This window comes from Delftia sp. DLF01, assembly GCF_014852125.1.
GTDB classification, from domain to species: Bacteria; Pseudomonadota; Gammaproteobacteria; order Burkholderiales; family Burkholderiaceae_C; genus Comamonas; species Comamonas acidovorans.
In genome coordinates this window covers 1,429,888-1,444,766 of sequence record NZ_JACVAZ010000001.1, presented here as the reverse complement: position 1 = coordinate 1,444,766, position 14,879 = coordinate 1,429,888, and the positions used below count along the sequence as shown (strand labels likewise).

At 69.4% G+C, this 14,879-nt stretch carries 14 protein-coding genes; 5 read left to right on the top strand and 9 right to left on the bottom strand.

From position 1 onward, the window contains the following. Nucleotides 1-64 precede the first annotated feature (64 nt). The 5 genes from IB269_RS06340 to IB269_RS06320 form a co-directional block, all read right to left on the bottom strand. Entirely contained in the window at nucleotides 65-997 is a 933-nt protein-coding gene (locus tag IB269_RS06340; protein ID WP_192366679.1) for an NAD(P)-dependent oxidoreductase, read from the bottom strand. Further along, the gene (locus tag IB269_RS06335) at nucleotides 994-1,680 is read right to left on the bottom strand and encodes a diguanylate cyclase (protein ID WP_047216950.1); all 687 of its coding nucleotides are present in this window, start codon (nucleotides 1,678-1,680) and stop codon (nucleotides 994-996) included. Before IB269_RS06335 ends, IB269_RS06340 begins: the two co-directional genes overlap by 4 nt. Before the next feature lie 48 nt (nucleotides 1,681-1,728). Further along, entirely contained in the window at nucleotides 1,729-2,727 is a 999-nt protein-coding gene (locus IB269_RS06330) for a Bug family tripartite tricarboxylate transporter substrate binding protein (RefSeq protein ID WP_192366678.1), read from the bottom strand. After that, the gene (locus tag IB269_RS06325; RefSeq protein WP_192366677.1) at nucleotides 2,724-3,659 is read right to left on the bottom strand and encodes an amidohydrolase family protein; all 936 of its coding nucleotides are present in this window, start codon (nucleotides 3,657-3,659) and stop codon (nucleotides 2,724-2,726) included. The genes IB269_RS06330 and IB269_RS06325 overlap by 4 nt, the downstream gene beginning before the upstream one ends. 83 nt (nucleotides 3,660-3,742) lie before the next feature. Then, on the bottom strand, nucleotides 3,743-4,744 hold the full coding sequence (locus tag IB269_RS06320; RefSeq protein WP_013802001.1) for a Bug family tripartite tricarboxylate transporter substrate binding protein: 1,002 nt from the start codon (nucleotides 4,742-4,744) through the stop codon (nucleotides 3,743-3,745). A gap of 127 nt (nucleotides 4,745-4,871) precedes the next feature. On the opposite strand from IB269_RS06320, the gene IB269_RS06315 reads away from it, so the two are divergent. Further along, on the top strand, nucleotides 4,872-5,660 hold the full coding sequence (locus IB269_RS06315; RefSeq protein ID WP_192366676.1) for an IclR family transcriptional regulator: 789 nt from the start codon (nucleotides 4,872-4,874) through the stop codon (nucleotides 5,658-5,660). Between the two features lie 40 nt (nucleotides 5,661-5,700). On the opposite strand, the gene IB269_RS06310 is transcribed toward IB269_RS06315, so the two are convergent. Both IB269_RS06310 and IB269_RS06305 read right to left on the bottom strand, forming a co-directional pair. Next, nucleotides 5,701-7,254, bottom strand: coding sequence for a YdgA family protein (locus IB269_RS06310; RefSeq protein ID WP_192366675.1), 1,554 nt, complete (start codon nucleotides 7,252-7,254; stop codon nucleotides 5,701-5,703). A 393-nt stretch (nucleotides 7,255-7,647) separates the two neighbouring features. Further along, a complete protein-coding gene (locus tag IB269_RS06305; RefSeq protein WP_192366674.1) occupies nucleotides 7,648-8,550 on the bottom strand; it encodes an alpha/beta fold hydrolase in 903 nt (300 codons plus the stop codon). 133 nt (nucleotides 8,551-8,683) lie between these two features. Here IB269_RS06305 and IB269_RS06300 point away from each other — a divergent pair, with 133 nt between their 5' ends. Both IB269_RS06300 and IB269_RS06295 read left to right on the top strand, forming a co-directional pair. Then, nucleotides 8,684-9,610, top strand: coding sequence for a LysR family transcriptional regulator (locus tag IB269_RS06300; RefSeq protein ID WP_192366673.1), 927 nt, complete (start codon nucleotides 8,684-8,686; stop codon nucleotides 9,608-9,610). Nucleotides 9,611-9,730: 120 nt separating this feature from the next. Further along, nucleotides 9,731-10,312, top strand: coding sequence for a peroxidase-related enzyme (locus tag IB269_RS06295; RefSeq protein WP_013801997.1), 582 nt, complete (start codon nucleotides 9,731-9,733; stop codon nucleotides 10,310-10,312). Here the strand turns inward: IB269_RS06295 and IB269_RS06290 are convergent. After that, nucleotides 10,281-11,774, bottom strand: coding sequence for a PLP-dependent aminotransferase family protein (locus tag IB269_RS06290; RefSeq protein ID WP_192366672.1), 1,494 nt, complete (start codon nucleotides 11,772-11,774; stop codon nucleotides 10,281-10,283). The two genes, IB269_RS06295 and IB269_RS06290, sit on opposite strands and share 32 nt — an antisense overlap. 96 nt (nucleotides 11,775-11,870) lie before the next feature. On the opposite strand from IB269_RS06290, the gene IB269_RS06285 reads away from it, so the two are divergent. Continuing rightward, on the top strand, nucleotides 11,871-12,665 hold the full coding sequence (locus tag IB269_RS06285; protein WP_192366671.1) for an arylamine N-acetyltransferase family protein: 795 nt from the start codon (nucleotides 11,871-11,873) through the stop codon (nucleotides 12,663-12,665). A gap of 4 nt (nucleotides 12,666-12,669) precedes the next feature. On the opposite strand, the gene IB269_RS06280 is transcribed toward IB269_RS06285, so the two are convergent. Next, a complete protein-coding gene (locus IB269_RS06280) occupies nucleotides 12,670-13,674 on the bottom strand; it encodes a LacI family DNA-binding transcriptional regulator (RefSeq protein WP_192366670.1) in 1,005 nt (334 codons plus the stop codon). Nucleotides 13,675-13,903: 229 nt separating this feature from the next. Between IB269_RS06280 and IB269_RS06275 the strand changes: the two genes are divergently transcribed. Continuing rightward, nucleotides 13,904-14,872, top strand: a complete 969-nt coding sequence (locus IB269_RS06275) for a Bug family tripartite tricarboxylate transporter substrate binding protein (RefSeq protein WP_192366669.1) — start codon at nucleotides 13,904-13,906, stop codon at nucleotides 14,870-14,872. Nucleotides 14,873-14,879 lie beyond the last annotated feature (7 nt).

The window sequence follows — 14,879 nt, the reverse complement described above, 5'->3', positions numbered from 1 at the left end:
TCTCCTCAAATCACATGCATGCACATGCATGGGCCAAGGGCGCGCACGGCGCCCCTGCCCTGGCTCAGGCGCCGGCCGCCGCAGGCACGCGGGCCAGCACCTCCAGCACATTGCGGGCCGCGCCCACGCCCATGTTCACGTAGGCATCGCCGGTCACGCCGCCGATATGGGGGCTGAGCACGAAGTTCTTTTCGCCCTGGAACGGGTGGCCGGCCACCATGGGCTCCACCGCAAAGCTGTCCAGCCCTGCGGCCGCCACCTGGCCCGAGCGCACGGCGGCCAGCAGCGCGGCCTCGTCGATCAGGCCGCCGCGTGCGGTGTTGACCACGATCACGCCGCGCCTGCAGGCCGCCAGCGTGGAGGCGCCGAGCATGCCCCGGTTTTCCTCGGTCAGCGGGCAGTGCAGCGAAATCGCGTCGGACTCGCGCCAGATGGTCTCCAGGTCCACGGGCTGCACGTAGGCGGGCAGGTTCTTTGCGAAGGGATCGAAGCCGATCACGCGCATGCCCAGCGCATCGGCCATGCGCGCAAAGCGCAGCCCGATGGCGCCCAGCCCCACCAGGCCCACGGTGCGCCCGCCCAGCTCCAGGCTCTTGTGCGTGGCCTTGTCCCAGTGGCCTGCGTGCATGCGGGCATCCAGCGCCACCACCGACTTGGCGCAGGCCAGCAGCAGGGCCAGTGCCTGCTCGGCCACGGCCGCCGCGTTGGCGCCGGCCGCAGCCACCACGGCAATGCCGCGTTCGGCGGCGGCCTCCTTGTCGATGGTGTCCGTGCCGCTGCCGTGCTTGGAGATCACGCGCAGCGAGGGCGCCGCGTCCATCACGGACGCGCCCACCTTGCCGTAGCGCACGATGATGGCCACGGGATCATGGGCGCGGCACAGCGCGACCAGGTCCTCTTCGGTGGGCGTCTTGCCCGCATAGACGATCTCGTGCTGCGCCAGCAGGTCCAGCGCCTGTTGCGCCAGATCGGCGCCGGTGACGATGATGGTGCTCACAGCGATTCCCCTTCCTTGAGCACGCCGGCCGCGCGCAGGGCCGCGGGCAGCCACTTCGATGCCGTGTCGCCGCGCGCAATGGCCTCGATGCGGGCGGCCTCGTCCGCCACCTTCTTCACGGCCAGCTCCAGCATGGCGGGTGCCTTGGCGCGCTCGATGACGACCACGCCATCGGCATCGCCCACCACCAGGTCGCCCGGGTGAACCGTCGTGCCACCAGCGGAGATGGCGTGGTTGATGCGGCCCGGCACGAACTTGGTCGGGCCTGCGGGATTGAAGCCTGCGCTGAACACGGGGAAGTCCAGCTCCAGCAGCTCCAGCCGGTCGCGGATGGCGCCGTCCACGATGACGCCGGCCAGGCCCAGCTTCTTGCAGGCGCTGAGCATCAGCGTGCCCATGAGCGCGGCCGTCTGGTCGCCCTTGCCGTCGATGACCAGCACGTCGCCGGGCCGGGCCAGCGCAATGGCGGCGTGGATCATGAGGTTGTCGCCGGGGCGCACCTCGACGGTGAAGGCCGGGCCGGCCACCTTCATGCCCTGGTGCACGGGCGCCACGCGCGCATGCATGGTGCCGCGGCGGCCCGCCACGTCGGCCAGGATGGCGGCCTGAAAGCCTGCTGCGCGTTGCACGACTTGGGCGTCCACGCGCTCTATGTCACGGATGATTTCTGGGAGTTGGCTCATGATGGTCCAGTGAGATGAGGTGAAGGAAAACAGGAAGATGCGCGCGCGTCAGTCGGCCTTGATGCCGGCCTCGCGGATGAGTTGGGCCCACTTGGCGGAGTCGGATTTCTGCAGCTCGCCCAATTGCCGCGGCGTGCCGCCGACCAGGGTCACGCCCAGCCGCTCGGCCAGTGCCACGACGGCCGGGTCCTTGAGCGCCTGGCCGATCTCCTGGTTCAGCCGCTGCACGATGGCGGCCGGCGTCCTGGCCGGCGCAAAGACGGCCTGCCACTGCTCGACCACGAAGTCGCCGATGCCGGCCTCGGCCATGGTGGGCACGTCAGGCAGGGCCTTCAGGCGCGCCGCCGAGGTCACGGCCAGCGCGCGCAGCTTGCCGCCCTGCACATGGGGCAGCGCGGCGGCCACGGGGGCGAACATGAACTGCACCTGGCCCGCCAGCGTGTCCTGCAGCGCGGGCGTGTCGCCCTTGTAGGGCGCATGGATGAAGCGCACGCCGCCCTTTCTTTGCAGTAGCTCGCCCTGCATCTGCAAGATGGTTCCGCTGCCGCCCGAGGCAAAGGCCAGCTGGCCCGGCTGCGCCTTGGCGGCGGCCAGCAGATCGGCCACCGACTGGAAGGGCTGGGCCGCGCCCACCACCAGCAAATGGGGGATGGTGCCGATGGTGATGACGGGCTCGAAACCCGCAATTGGGTCATAGGGCAGCTTGCCCATGAGGTGGGGCGCGATAGCCTGCGGGCCAATGGAGGTGCCCAGCAGCGTGTGGCCGTCCGGCGCCGCCTTGGCCACGTAGGCCGCGCCGATGGTGCCCGTGGCGCCCGCGCGGTTGTCCACGATCACGGTGCTGCCCAGGGCCTTGCCCAGGTGCAGTGCCACCTGGCGGCCCAGCACATCGGTGCTGCCGCCGGGCGGATAGGGCACAACCCAGGTGATGAGCTTGCCTGCCGGCCATGCGGGCTGCGCCTGGACGGCGGGGCTGCACAGCGGCCCCAGCAGGGCGGCGCCGCCTGCGGCCAGCAGTGCGCGGCGCGCGGGATGGAAGGTGTTCATGATTTGTCTCCTGCTTGTGTGCAAAGCGATGTCGGCGCTGCCGTCTCGAAGCCGTACAGCGCCCGGGGGTTGTCCACCAGCACGCGCTGCAGCGTGGCGGCACCGCCGGCATGGGAGGTCCAGTCGGCCAGGCGGTCGACCTGGCGGGCGTCATCGGGCAGGGGCTGCATGCCTGCCAAGGCGCTGACATGCGGCCAGTCGCTGCCCCAGAGCACGCGCTCGGGCGCGCAGCGCAGATAGCTGGCGGCCAGGGCATCCAGCGCCGGGTCTTCGACCGACTGCAGCGCGCTGACGATGTAGCCGCCGGACAACTTGACCCAGGCCCTGCCGCCCTCCAGCAACTCCAGCAGCAACGCATGGCCCGCATGGCGCCCCGCCTGCACCGGGGCGATGCGGCCGAAGTGGTCGAACACCAGCGGCACCGGCAATTGCCGCAGCACGCCGGCCAGCGACGCCAGCAGGTCCGGCGCCATCAGCAGCTGCAGGTGCCAGCCCAGCGGCGCGATGCGGCGGGCCAGCGGCACCAGCAGCTCGGCCGTGCCCGTCACGCCCAGCGACAGGTTCAGCCGCACGCCGCGCACGCCCAGGCCGTGCAGGCGCTGCAGCTGGTCATCGCTTTCGCTGCCATCGATCACGGCCACGCCCCGCGCCTGCGGGCCGAGGGCGGCCAGCCCGTCCAACATGCAGCGGTTGTCGCTGCCGTAGGTGGACGGCGTGACCAGCACGCAGCGCGAGGTGCCCAGGCGCCGCTGCAGCGCGCGGTAGTCGCCGGCCGAGGCGTCGGGCGGCAGCAGCCGCGCGCCCGGGGTTGCCGGGTAGCGGCCGTCATAGACATGCACATGGCAGTCGCAGGCATCCGGGGGCAGCACGGCACGGGGCCGGGCGCTGCCCTGCGAGAAACGGACGGGCACGGCAAGGCTGTCGCAGTCCATGGCGAGATCTCGATGGAGGAAAGGAAAGGAAGGGAGGTGGGAGCGAGAAGGAAGCGAAAGGGCTGGCGCCCCTGCCCCCGGGCTCAGTCCAGGCTGGCGCCCGAGTCCTTGACGATGCGTGCCCAGCGCGGCACCTCGGCGCGCAGCAGCGCGGCGAACTTCTCGGGCGAGCCGCCCAGCACCTCGCCGCCTTCGGAGCGCAGCTTCTCGGCCACCTCGGGCACCAGCAGCGCGTCGTTGATGGCCTTGTTCAGCTGCTGCACGATGGCCTGGGGCGTCCCGGCCGGGGCCAGCACGCCGAACCAGGTGACGGCCTCGAAGTCCTTGTAGCCCGACTCGGCCAGCGTGGGCGTCTGCGGCAGCTGGTCGGAGCGCTTGAGCGAGGTGACCATCACCGCGCGCAGCTTGCCGTTGCGCACCTGGCCCAGCAGCGTGGGCACGGCCGACATGTAGAAATCGATCTGCCCGCCCACCAGGTCGGTCATGGCCTGGGCTGCGCCCTTGTAGGGCACATGGCGCAGCTTGATGCCGGCCGCGTTCTCGGCCAGTTCGCCGGCCAGGTGCGCCACCGTGCCGTTGCCCGAGTAGCCCAGCGTGAGGCCGTCGGGCTTGGCCTTGGCGGCCTTGACCAGGTCGTCAAAGGTCTTGTAGGGCGAGTTGGCGGGCGCGGCCATGACGATGGGCGCCGAGGACACCAGCGCCACGGGCACCAGGTCCTTCAGCGGGTCATAGGGCAGCTTGGCGTACAGCGAGGGGTTGATGGCCAGGTTGCTGGTCTGGCCCATGACCAGGGTATGGCCGTCCGGCGCGGCCTTGGCCACGGCATCCACGCCCAGGTTGCCGCCGGCGCCAGGCCGGTTGTCCACCACCACGGTCCACTTGTTGTGGTCCGCCAGCCGCTGGGCCACGGTGCGCGCGATCATGTCCGTGCCGCCACCGGGCGGGAACGGCACCACTAGGCGGATGGGCTTGCGGGGATAGGTGTCTTGGGCCTGGGCAGCACCCATGGGCACGATGGCGGCAACGCCCACCAGGGCGGCAAGAAGGCGTGCGTTGAGGCAACGCGAAAGCGAGGGAATCGGCATGGCGGTTTGTCTCCGTTTGTTGTGTCCAACGCCCGCATGGCTGCGGTGCGTGGGACGAACTTTATGAAAACGTTTCAACCCATACAATGCCGTTTCATACAGCGCAACCAATTGCATGCCTTGCACCATGAACAAGCCCCTCAGCACCCCTTCCCCGGCGCAGCCACCCGATGACAGGGCCAGCGCGGCCAAGGACGGCGGCGTCATCGCCGTCACACGTGCCTTGCAGCTGCTTGGCGCCTTCGCCCTCGGGGAGTCGCACCTGTCCCTGGCGGAACTGAGCCGGCGCTGCGCGCTGCACAAGACCACGGTGCTGCGGCTGGCGCGCACGCTGGCGCAGTCGGGCTTCATGGTGCAAAGGGACGATGGGGACTGGCGCCTGGGCCCGGCGGCAGGCTGGCTGGGTGCGCGCTACCAGGCGGGCTTCGATGTGCAGAACGTGCTGGAGCCCGCGCTGCGCGCGCTCACGCAGGCCAGCGGCGAGAGCGCGGCCTTCTATGTGCGCGAAGGCAATGTGCGCACCTGCCTCGTGCGCGTGGAAGGGCCGCAGGCCCTGCGCCACCATGCGCGCATGGGCGAGGGGCTGCCGCTGGACCAGGGCTCGCCGGGGCGCGTGATCCTGGCGTTTTCAGGCGAGCCGGGGTCGGTGTACGAGCAGATCCGCCAGCGCGGCTACCACTGGTCCATCGGCGAGCGCGAACAGGGCGTGGCCACGGTGTCGGCGCCGGTGTTCGGCATGCACTGGCGGCTGATGGGATCGGTGTGCATCTCGGGGCCGGCATCGCGCCTGCCCGAGTCCCGGCTGGAAGCCATGGCGCAGACCGTGGTGGCGGCGGCCAACCAGCTGTCCTATGCGCTGGCGGGCAGCGCCAGCACACAGGCCCCTGTGGTGCGCGCCAGCCAGTGGCACCCCTGAGAACCCCTTCCGGGGCGACGCCCGGAAGGTGGATGGCCGCTTACTGCAGCGCGCCCATGGGCAGGGCGATGGGCTTGCCGTTGAGCGTGACCTGGCCGGCCTGCATCTTGAGCGCGCTGACCAGCTTGTCGCCTTCCAGGCGGGCATAGCCCGTGGCCTGGGCCATGCCCAGCATGCCCTCCACGTCCTCTGCCGAGACATCGGGCTTGCCCGATGCCTTGATCAGCGGCTCCAGCCAGGCCTTGGGCAGGCTGGCATTGGCCTGCAGTGCCGAGGTCTTGAGCAGCGCCGGCATCCAGCCGGCCTGGGCGACCTGCTCCTGCGTGGGCGCGCTTTGCACTTCGGCGCCGTACTCCAGGTGGCCGGTCTGGCCCTGGTAGGTGGCCTGCAGCTTCATGGAGTAGGCCGGCAGGGCCGCGACCAGGCGCGGGGCGTTCTGCATCAGCACGCCCATGCCCTGCTCTTCCAGCGATTCCAGCGCCTTGGCCAGGCCCTCCTTGCGGTAGCCCTCGACCATGACGCGCTGGAAGCCGCGCAGCGCCTCGATGTCCAGGCGCTGGATCTTTTCCTCGTAGCCCACGGACTCGAAATCGATGGGGCCGATGCGGCCCGTGCCCTTGACCTGGGTGGTCATGCCCAGCGTGGTCTTGTCGGACTCGATGACCGAGCTGCCGTCCACGTTCTTGAGGTCCAGCAGCGTCTTGGCCTCGCCGCCTTCGGCGGGCGTGCTGCTCATGCCGAAGCGGGCGATGCGCACGCTGGCCTTGCCGGGGCCCAGGCCCCACAGGCCGTCGATGACCTTGTTCTCGAAGCTGCTCTCCAGGCCCGTGAGCATGATGCTGGTGCGCTCCACGGGCACTGCGGCCGGCTGGGTGGGAAGGGCCTCGTCGTTGTCGGATTCCTCCTCCTCGCCCTCTTCCTCTTCCACGCCCATGGACTTGTCGCGGCTGGGCAGGCCCAGCAGGGCCACCTCGGGCCAGCGCCAGGTGCCCTTGACGCTGCCACCGCCCAGGGCCGTGTCCAGCACCATTTCCTGCCAGCGCATGGTGACTTCCTGGTCGCCCAGCTCGCCGGCGGGCAGCAGCAGGCGCACATCCTGGCCGCCCGTGAAGTGGTGCACGCTGGTCAGCGTGGGGGCTGCGGCCTTGGCCAGCATCTGCGTGCTCTTTTCGTCCAGGCCGTCGAGCGCAAAGCGCGTCTCGGAAACCGCTGCCGCCAGTCGGCCACCGGCCAGCGGGCCGTGGCGCACCGTGGTGTCCACCACCAGGCGCACGGGCTTGGACGCAGCGACCGGTTCTGCGGCGGCGGGCGCTTCAGCTGTGTCGGCTGCTTTTGCCGCGTCAGCCGTTTCAGCCGCCTCGGCGGCCTGGGCTTGCGCCGCAGGCCACTGCAGCACCAGCTTGGCCTGGGAGGAGAGGAATCCCTTGTGGTACTCGTCGGTCACGACGACTTTCTCGCCCAGCACCTTGCGCAATTCGGCCACGGCCTCCTTGTAGCCGGCCTCGGCCCGCTGGCCGGTATACCAGGTGGTTCCTCCATAGCCCACGACGGCCAATGCCACGGCAGCGGCCACTACGGTTTTCTTGTTGCTCATTGTGAATATCCCGTGATGAATAAGACCCTCCCCCTCGGGCGGGCCGCGCGACTGTATCAGTTCGGCGTTTCACCACAGATCGGCAATGGGCTGCGCATTGACGCAGCCATGCCTCCTGTCGCAGGCACGCATGGACGCAGGCCCTTGCCCAGGGCTTGCCGGGCCTTGCCTGCAGCGGTTTTCAGGATCTGCACCCCCGGCATTGCCCGCGCAAGACGGGCACCCGGATTTTTCAATTGCTTACCATTGCCGCACATGATTGGCATGCCAATTGAATTCGGAGGAAAACGCTATGGCGTCATGCATATGGCGTCACGGATATGGCGTGAATGCACCTTTCCCCTCTTTGCCGGCTTGCCCGAATGCCGTATCGAGTGCCTTCAATGACGGCACTCACCCGGCCTGCAGCAGAAATGGCAAGGCCGCGCCCAGCAGCGCATCGGGCGCCTCTTCAGCGATGTAGTGCCCGCAGGCCAGCGGCCGGCCGCGTACATCGTCGGCCACGAGCTGCCACTCGCGCAGCGGATCGAAGCAGCGGTGCACCACGCCCTCCTCGCCCCAGAGCACCAGCAGCGGCATGGGCAGCCTGCGCCCGAGCTGGCGGTCTTCGCGGTCATGGTCCAGGTCGATGCCGGCCGAGGCGCGGTAGTCCTCGCACATGCCGTGCGCGCTGCCCGGCAGCGCCAGGCAGCGCTGGTACTCGGCCAGCGCCCGGGGATCGAAGGGCGCCAGGCCGGCGCTGCGCCGGCCCATGATCTCGCGCACATAGGCGGCGGGATCGGCCTCGATCAGGCGCTCGGGCAGTGGCGCGGGCTGGATCAGGAAGAACCAGTGCCAGTAGGCGCGCGCAAAGGCCTCGCCGGTCTGCTCGTACATGGCCAGCGTGGGCGCAATGTCCAGCAGCACCAGACGCTGCACGCTGGCGGGATAGTCCATGGCCAGCCGGTGCGCCACGCGCGCGCCCCGGTCATGCGCCAGCACGCTGAAATGCTCATGGCCCAGCCGGGCCATCAGCCGCAGCAGGTCGCGGGCCATGGTGCGCTTGCTGTAGTTGACATGCTCGGGGTCGCCGGCCGGGCGCGAGGAGTCGCCATAGCCGCGCAGGTCGGCCAGCACCACGGTGAACTGCTGCGCCAGCCGGGGCGCGACGCGGTGCCAGATGGCGCTGGTCTGCGGGTGGCCGTGCACCAGCAGCAGTGCCGGCCCCTGGCCGCCCACCCAGGCGTTGATCTCCACCCCGTCATCGACCGTGATGCGCTGCTGGCGCAGGCCCGGCATCCATGGATCTGTGTGCATCCCGGAGATTCCTTCTACGTTGTTCATGACTGTCAGCCTGCCATGCTAATCAGTAAACCAGGCTGCATAAATAGCAAAATACTGCATTGATCCATCAGTTCAATTTACGAATCAACCATCCACCGCATCCACCATGGACGGCTTTTCCGACCTGCGTTTCTTCTCGCTGCTGATCCGCGAAGGCAGCCTGGCCGCTGCGGCCCAGCAGATGGGGGTGACACCGCCCGCCGTCAGCCGCCGCCTGTCCCTGCTGGAGCGGCGCCTGGGCGTGCGCCTGCTGCAGCGCACGACACGGCGCATCCACCTGACGCCCGAGGGCGAAGCCTACCTGCTGGACGGCGCGCGCATCCTGGCCGACCTGGAGGCGCTGGAGCGCAGCATCTCGGGCACGCGCGCCACGGCGCGCGGCCCGCTGTCCATCGCCTGCACGCTGGGCTTTGGCCGCCAGCGGCTGGCGCCCGCGCTGTCGGCGTTTGCGCGCGCCTATCCCGAGGTGCAGGTGCAACTGCAGCTGACGGACAGGCCCGTCAACCTGGTCGAGCAGGGCTTTGACGCCGTGGTGCGCTTTGGCGCCCTGCCCGACTCCGCCCTCACCGCCCGCCTGCTGCTGCCCAACCGCCGCGTGCTGTGCGCCGCGCCCTCCTACCTGGATGCCCATGGCGAGCCGCGCCAGCCCGCCGACCTGCAGGCCCACCGCTGCATCGTGATCCGCGAAAGCGACGAAACCTATGGCAGCTGGCGCCTGAGCCGGCGCACGCGCCAGGGCCTGAGCGAGCACAACATCAAGGTCAACGGCGTGATGAGTACCAACGACGGCGCTGCGGCCCTGGCCTGGGCGCTGGACGGCCACGGCATCCTGCAGCGCTCGCTGTGGGACGTGGCCGCGCCGCTGGCCGCAGGCGCGCTGCGCGAGGTCCTGCCCCAATGGCAGCTGCCTGCGGCCGACATCTACCTGGTGCACGCCACGCGCAGCGAGATGTCGGCCAGAATCCGCGCGCTCACCGGCTTTCTGGGCGACTGGTTTGCACAACGGCCTGAGCCGGAGATGGCGCCCGCCTGAGCCCGGGCGCAATCTGCAACCTCGGCGGCAGACAGGCTGTCATGCGCGTTCACCCCGCGCAGCGCAGGCCATGCGAACATGGCCCGCAACGACAACCACCACACCCAGGAGACAAGACACATGGCCACCGCCCGCTACCCCCAGCCCGAACTGTCCAGCCTGCCCGAGGACATCCGCACCCGCATCCTTGAAGTGCAGGAAAAGGCAGGCTTCATTCCCAACGTCTTCCTGGCCTTTGCGCGCCGCCCTGCCGAGTGGCGCGCCTTCTTCGCCTACCACGATGCGCTCATGCTCAAGGAAGAAGGCAGCCTGACCAAGGGCGAGCGCGAGATGATCGTCACCACCACCAGCGCGGCCAACCAGTGCCTGTACTGCGTGGTGGCCCACGGCGCCATCCTGCGCATCTACGAAAAGCAGCCCTACGTAGCCGACCAGGTGGCGGTCAACTACCGCAAGGCCGACATCAGCGCCCGCCAGCGCGCCATGCTGGACTTCGCCATGAAGGTCTGCGAACGCAGCCATGAAATCTGCGAGGCCGACTTCGAGGCGCTGTACCCCCATGGCTTCGACGACGAGGACATCTGGGACATCGCCGCCATCACCGCCTTCTTCGGCCTGTCCAACCGCATGGCCAGCTTTGCCGGCATGCAGCCCAATCCCGAGTTCTTCCTCATGGGGCGCGTGCCGCGCGAGAAGAAGTAGGCTGGCCGGCCTGTGCCTCCTGGCGCGCCGCAGCACCCTCGACCAAACCCCGGCATATCTCCCCCACCTGCCCCACGGCCCCCAGCAGGCGCGGCGTGGGCTCGTTGGCGCAGTTCAGGCGCAGGTGGTTGGTCAGGTCCGAGCGCGATGAGAACAGCGGGCCGGGGCTGACGCCAATGCCCAGCTCCAGCGCGCGGCGGTGCACCTCCAGTGCATTCACCTGGCGCGGCAACTCCACCCACAGCAGAAAGCCCGCGCGCGGGGCCGAGACGCGGGTGCCGGGCGGAAAGCTGGCCTCGACCCTGGCCGTGACGGCCTGCACCCCGGCCTGCACGCGGGACTTGAGACGGCGCAGGTGCCGGTCGTAGTCGCCGCTGGCCAGCACCTCGCTCACGGCGGCTTCCAGCAGCGGCGCACCGGCCCAGTCGCCCGCCAGGCGTACCTGCAGCACCTGGGCATGGAAGCGGCCCGCCGCAATCCAGCCCACGCGCCAGCCCGGCGCCAGGGTCTTGGACACGGAGCCGCAATACAGCACGTTGCCGCTGCCGTCGAAGGCCTTGCAGGCCGGCGGGCGCTGGCCGTCGCCGGCAAGGTCGCCATAGACATCGTCTTCGATCAAGGGAATGCCCGCCCGCTCCAGCAGCGCCACCAGGGCCTGCTTGCGCTCCACCGGCATGCTGGCGCCCAGCGGGTTCTGCACGGTGGGCGATGCCAGCACGGCAGCCGGCCGGTGGCGGGCAATGGCCTCGGCCAACGGCTCCAGCAGCAGGCCTTCGCGGGGATCGGTGGCAATCTCCAGCGCCTTCAGGCCCAGGTCCTCCAGCAGCAGCAGGCTGCCGAAATAGGCGGGCCGCTCCACGGCCACGACATCGCCGGGCTTGCACACGGCGCGCAGGGCCAGCCGCACGGCCTGGGTGGCGCCTGCCGTCAGGACCAGGTCATCGGGGCCGAAGCGCGCACCCCATTGCGCGGCCCGGGCCGCGATCTGGCCGCGCAGGTCGGCGCGGCCCGGCGGCATGCTGTAGGTCTGCCCGTGCGCGTCCAGGCGGCGCCCGGCGGTCTGCAGCGCGCGCTGCAGCCGGGCCGTGGGCAGCCAGGCCGGATCGGGCAATGCCGCACCCAGCGGGATCAGGCGCGTGTCGGGACTGCTGAACAGCGAGCGCGCCAGGGCCGACAGGGTCACGGGCACGGGGCGCGACGACGGGCGGGACGCCTGCAGCGCCGCGCCGCCGGTTGCCTGCCGCACGAAGTAGCCCGAGCGCGGGCGCGCCACGATCAGACCCTCCGCCTCCAGGCAGCGCAGCGCCTCCAATGCGGTCGGCAGGCTGACCTGTTCGCGCTCGGCCAGGCTGCGGGCGGAGATCAGCCTGTCGCCGGGGCGCAGTGCGCCACAGGCCAGCGTCTGGCGCAGGGCCTGGGCAATGCGGCGGTACTGGGGCAAGGGTTCGTTGGTGGTGGGCATGCCAATCTGTACAGGTCAGTTTTCTTGGATTCTGCTTATACAGGCATTGGTGGCCCCGATTTATCGTTGCAGCCATCAAGCAACCCGAGGAAACCCATGCAAGCCAGCAATTTCGATCTCCAGGCCTACTTCCGCCGCATCGGCTTCAGTACCGGGGACTCCGCCCAGGCGAATGCCGCCACCCTGCATGCGCTGATGCGCCAGCAGCTGTTTTCCGTGCCTTTCGAGAACCTGGACGTGCAGGCCGGCAAGATCGTCTCTCTGGTGCCCGAAGACATTGCGGGCAAGATCCTCGGCGGCGCCCGGGGCGGCTACTGCTACGAGGTGAACGGCCTGTTCGCCATGGCGCTGCAGGCCCTGGGCATTGCCTACCGCTTTGTGGCGGCGCGGCCCATGTTCTACCCTGCCCGCCGCCCCCGCACCCACATGGCCCTGGTGGCCGAGGTCGAGGGACGGCGCTGGCTGTGCGACCTGGGCTTTGGCAGCTACGGCATACGCGCCCCCATGGCCCTGGACGTGCTGGACACCGAGGTCCGCCAGGACGGCGACACCTTCCGCCTGAGCCTGGACGACCAGGGCGAATACCTGCTGCAGGCCCGCGTGGACGGTGAATGGGCCAACCAGTACGCCTTCAACCTGTCGCCCCAGGAATGGGTGGATTTCGCCCCCGCCAACTACCTGAACTCCACGCACCCGGACGCCATCTTCGTGCAAAAGCGGGTGGTGGTGCTGCACCAGCCGGCCGGCCGCATGATCCTGGTGGGCGACGCGCTCAAGACCATCACGGCCAGCGGCACCGAGACCAGGCAGCTGGCGCCTGATGAAATCCAGCACGTGCTGGGCAGCCTGTTCGGGCTGGCGACCGAGCGCCAGGCGGCTGCCGTGTGCTGACTCTCTAAGCTCGGCGGGTCGAATCCCGCTCGATCAGCTCGAACCCCAGGTCGAACGCCGAGCGCCCGGCACTGTGGCCCTTGCAGCGTGCCAGCACGAGTTCGGCGGCCAGGCGGCCTATGCCCGGTCCGTCCACATGCACGGTGGTCAGCGACGGCAGCAGATGGGCCGCGAAATCGGCATTGCCGAAGCCCGAGACGGCCAGGTCCACGGGCACGCGCAGGCCGCGCGCCTGGGCTTCCACCAAAATGCCGTGGGCCAGCATGTCCGAGCTGCAGACCACGGCCTGCAGATCAGGCTGCTGCGCCAGCAACTGGCCCAGCGCCTGCCGGCCAAGCTCCAGGCTGCCGGGTGCGGACACGGTGACCGTGGGCACCTCGCGGCCCCAGGCTGCGAGAAAGCCCTCGCGCCGCTGCTGGGCCCGGTGGTCGCTGCCCGTGGCCATGCCCACGCGCTGCAGGCCGCGCGAGAGGAAATAGCCGGCCAGCGCGCTGCCCACCTTGAGGTGGGAAAAGCCCACCACCATGTCCAGCGGCCGGTCGCTGAAGTCCCAGGTTTCCACCACGGGAATGCCGGTCCTGCGCAGCCGCTCGCGCGCCTTGTCGGACTGCACCAGGCCCATCATCACAATGCCGTCGGGCTGGCGCCCGATCATGGCGTTGAGCACTTCCTCCTCCCGCTGCTCGTCGTAGAAGGTCTGGCCCAGCAGCAGCTGATAGCCCTCCTGCGCCAGCGTGGCCGTCAATGACTGCACCGTGGGCAGGAATTGCGACACCGACAGCGCGGGCACCACACCGGCCACCATGCGGCTGCGGCGGGACTTGAGCCCGCCGGCCAGCAGGTTGGGGATGTAGCCCGTGGCCTCCACGGCCTGGCGCACGCGCTCGCGCGTCTTCTCAGAAACGATGGAAGGATTGCCCAGTGCGCGCGAGGCCGTGATCAGCGAGACGCCGGCCGCCTCGGCCACGTCGTGCAGCGTGGCGGGCCTGGATGGTGTGGGTGTGTTCATGGGCAAGCGCGATCGCGGGCTGGTATCGGGGACGGGCCTGAAGATAGCAGACCGCCCTCCACGCACGGGCGCCAAGCCTGCCCTGCATCGCAGAAATCGTGATTGACAGCCAAAATGACAACGATATCATTTTGCTGAAAGCGCAAATCCTTGCATCAAAAAAATGGCATCAGCGCTTTTTCATTTCCTCGGAAATGACAACGATGTCATTCACAAATCAGGAGACAAGATGAATCACATTCTTCGTGCCATGGCGCTGGCCCTGGCCGCGCTCGCCGCCTTTTCTGCATCGGCCCAGGCCTGGCCAGACAGGCCGGTCACCCTGGTCGTGCCTTTCCCCGCCGGCGGCTCCACCGACCAGGTCGCGCGCGCCGTGGCGCCCAGGCTGGGCGAGAAGCTCAGGCAGTCCTTCGTGGTGGAGAACAAGGCCGGCGCCACGGGCACCATCGGCGCAGCCTTCGTGCAGCGCGCGGCGGCGGACGGGCAGACCTTTCTCGTCACCTCGCTGGGCCCGCTGGTCATCGTGCCCCACCTGATCAAGAACCTGCCCTACGACGCGCTCAAGGACTTCGACCTGATCACCGTGGCCGTGCAGTCGCCCAACGTGCTGGTCGTGCCTGCCGCCTCGCCGCACAAAAGCGTGGCCGACGTGGTCGCCCACCTCAAGGCCCATCCGGGCAAGATGAGCTTTGCCTCGGCCGGCCACGGCTCCAGCGACCACCTGACGGCCGAACTGTTCTGGCAGCAAACGGGCACCCAGGGCGTGCACATCCCCTACAAGGGCGGCGCACCGGCCCATGCCGACCTGATCGGCGGCCAGGTCGATGCCTCGTTCCAGAACATCAATGCCGTGATCCAGCACATCCGGGCCGGCAAGATGCGCGCCCTGGCCGTGACCAGCCCGCGCCGCTCGGCCGTGCTGCCGGACCTGCCCACGCTGGCCGAGGCCGGGGTGAAGAACGTGGAGGTCGCCTCCTGGCAGGCCATCGTCGCGCCCAAGGGCCTGCCGCCTGCGCTGCGCGACAAGGCCCATGCGGCCTTTGTCGAGGCGCTCAACGATCCCCGGGTGCGCGAGCAGTTCGTCTCCATCGGCTACGAGATGGTGGCCGGCACGCCCCAGCAGTTCGCCGAGTTCCAGCGCCAGGAATACGCGCGCTGGAAGACGGTCATCGAGGCCGCAAAGATCAGCATCGACTGATGCCTGC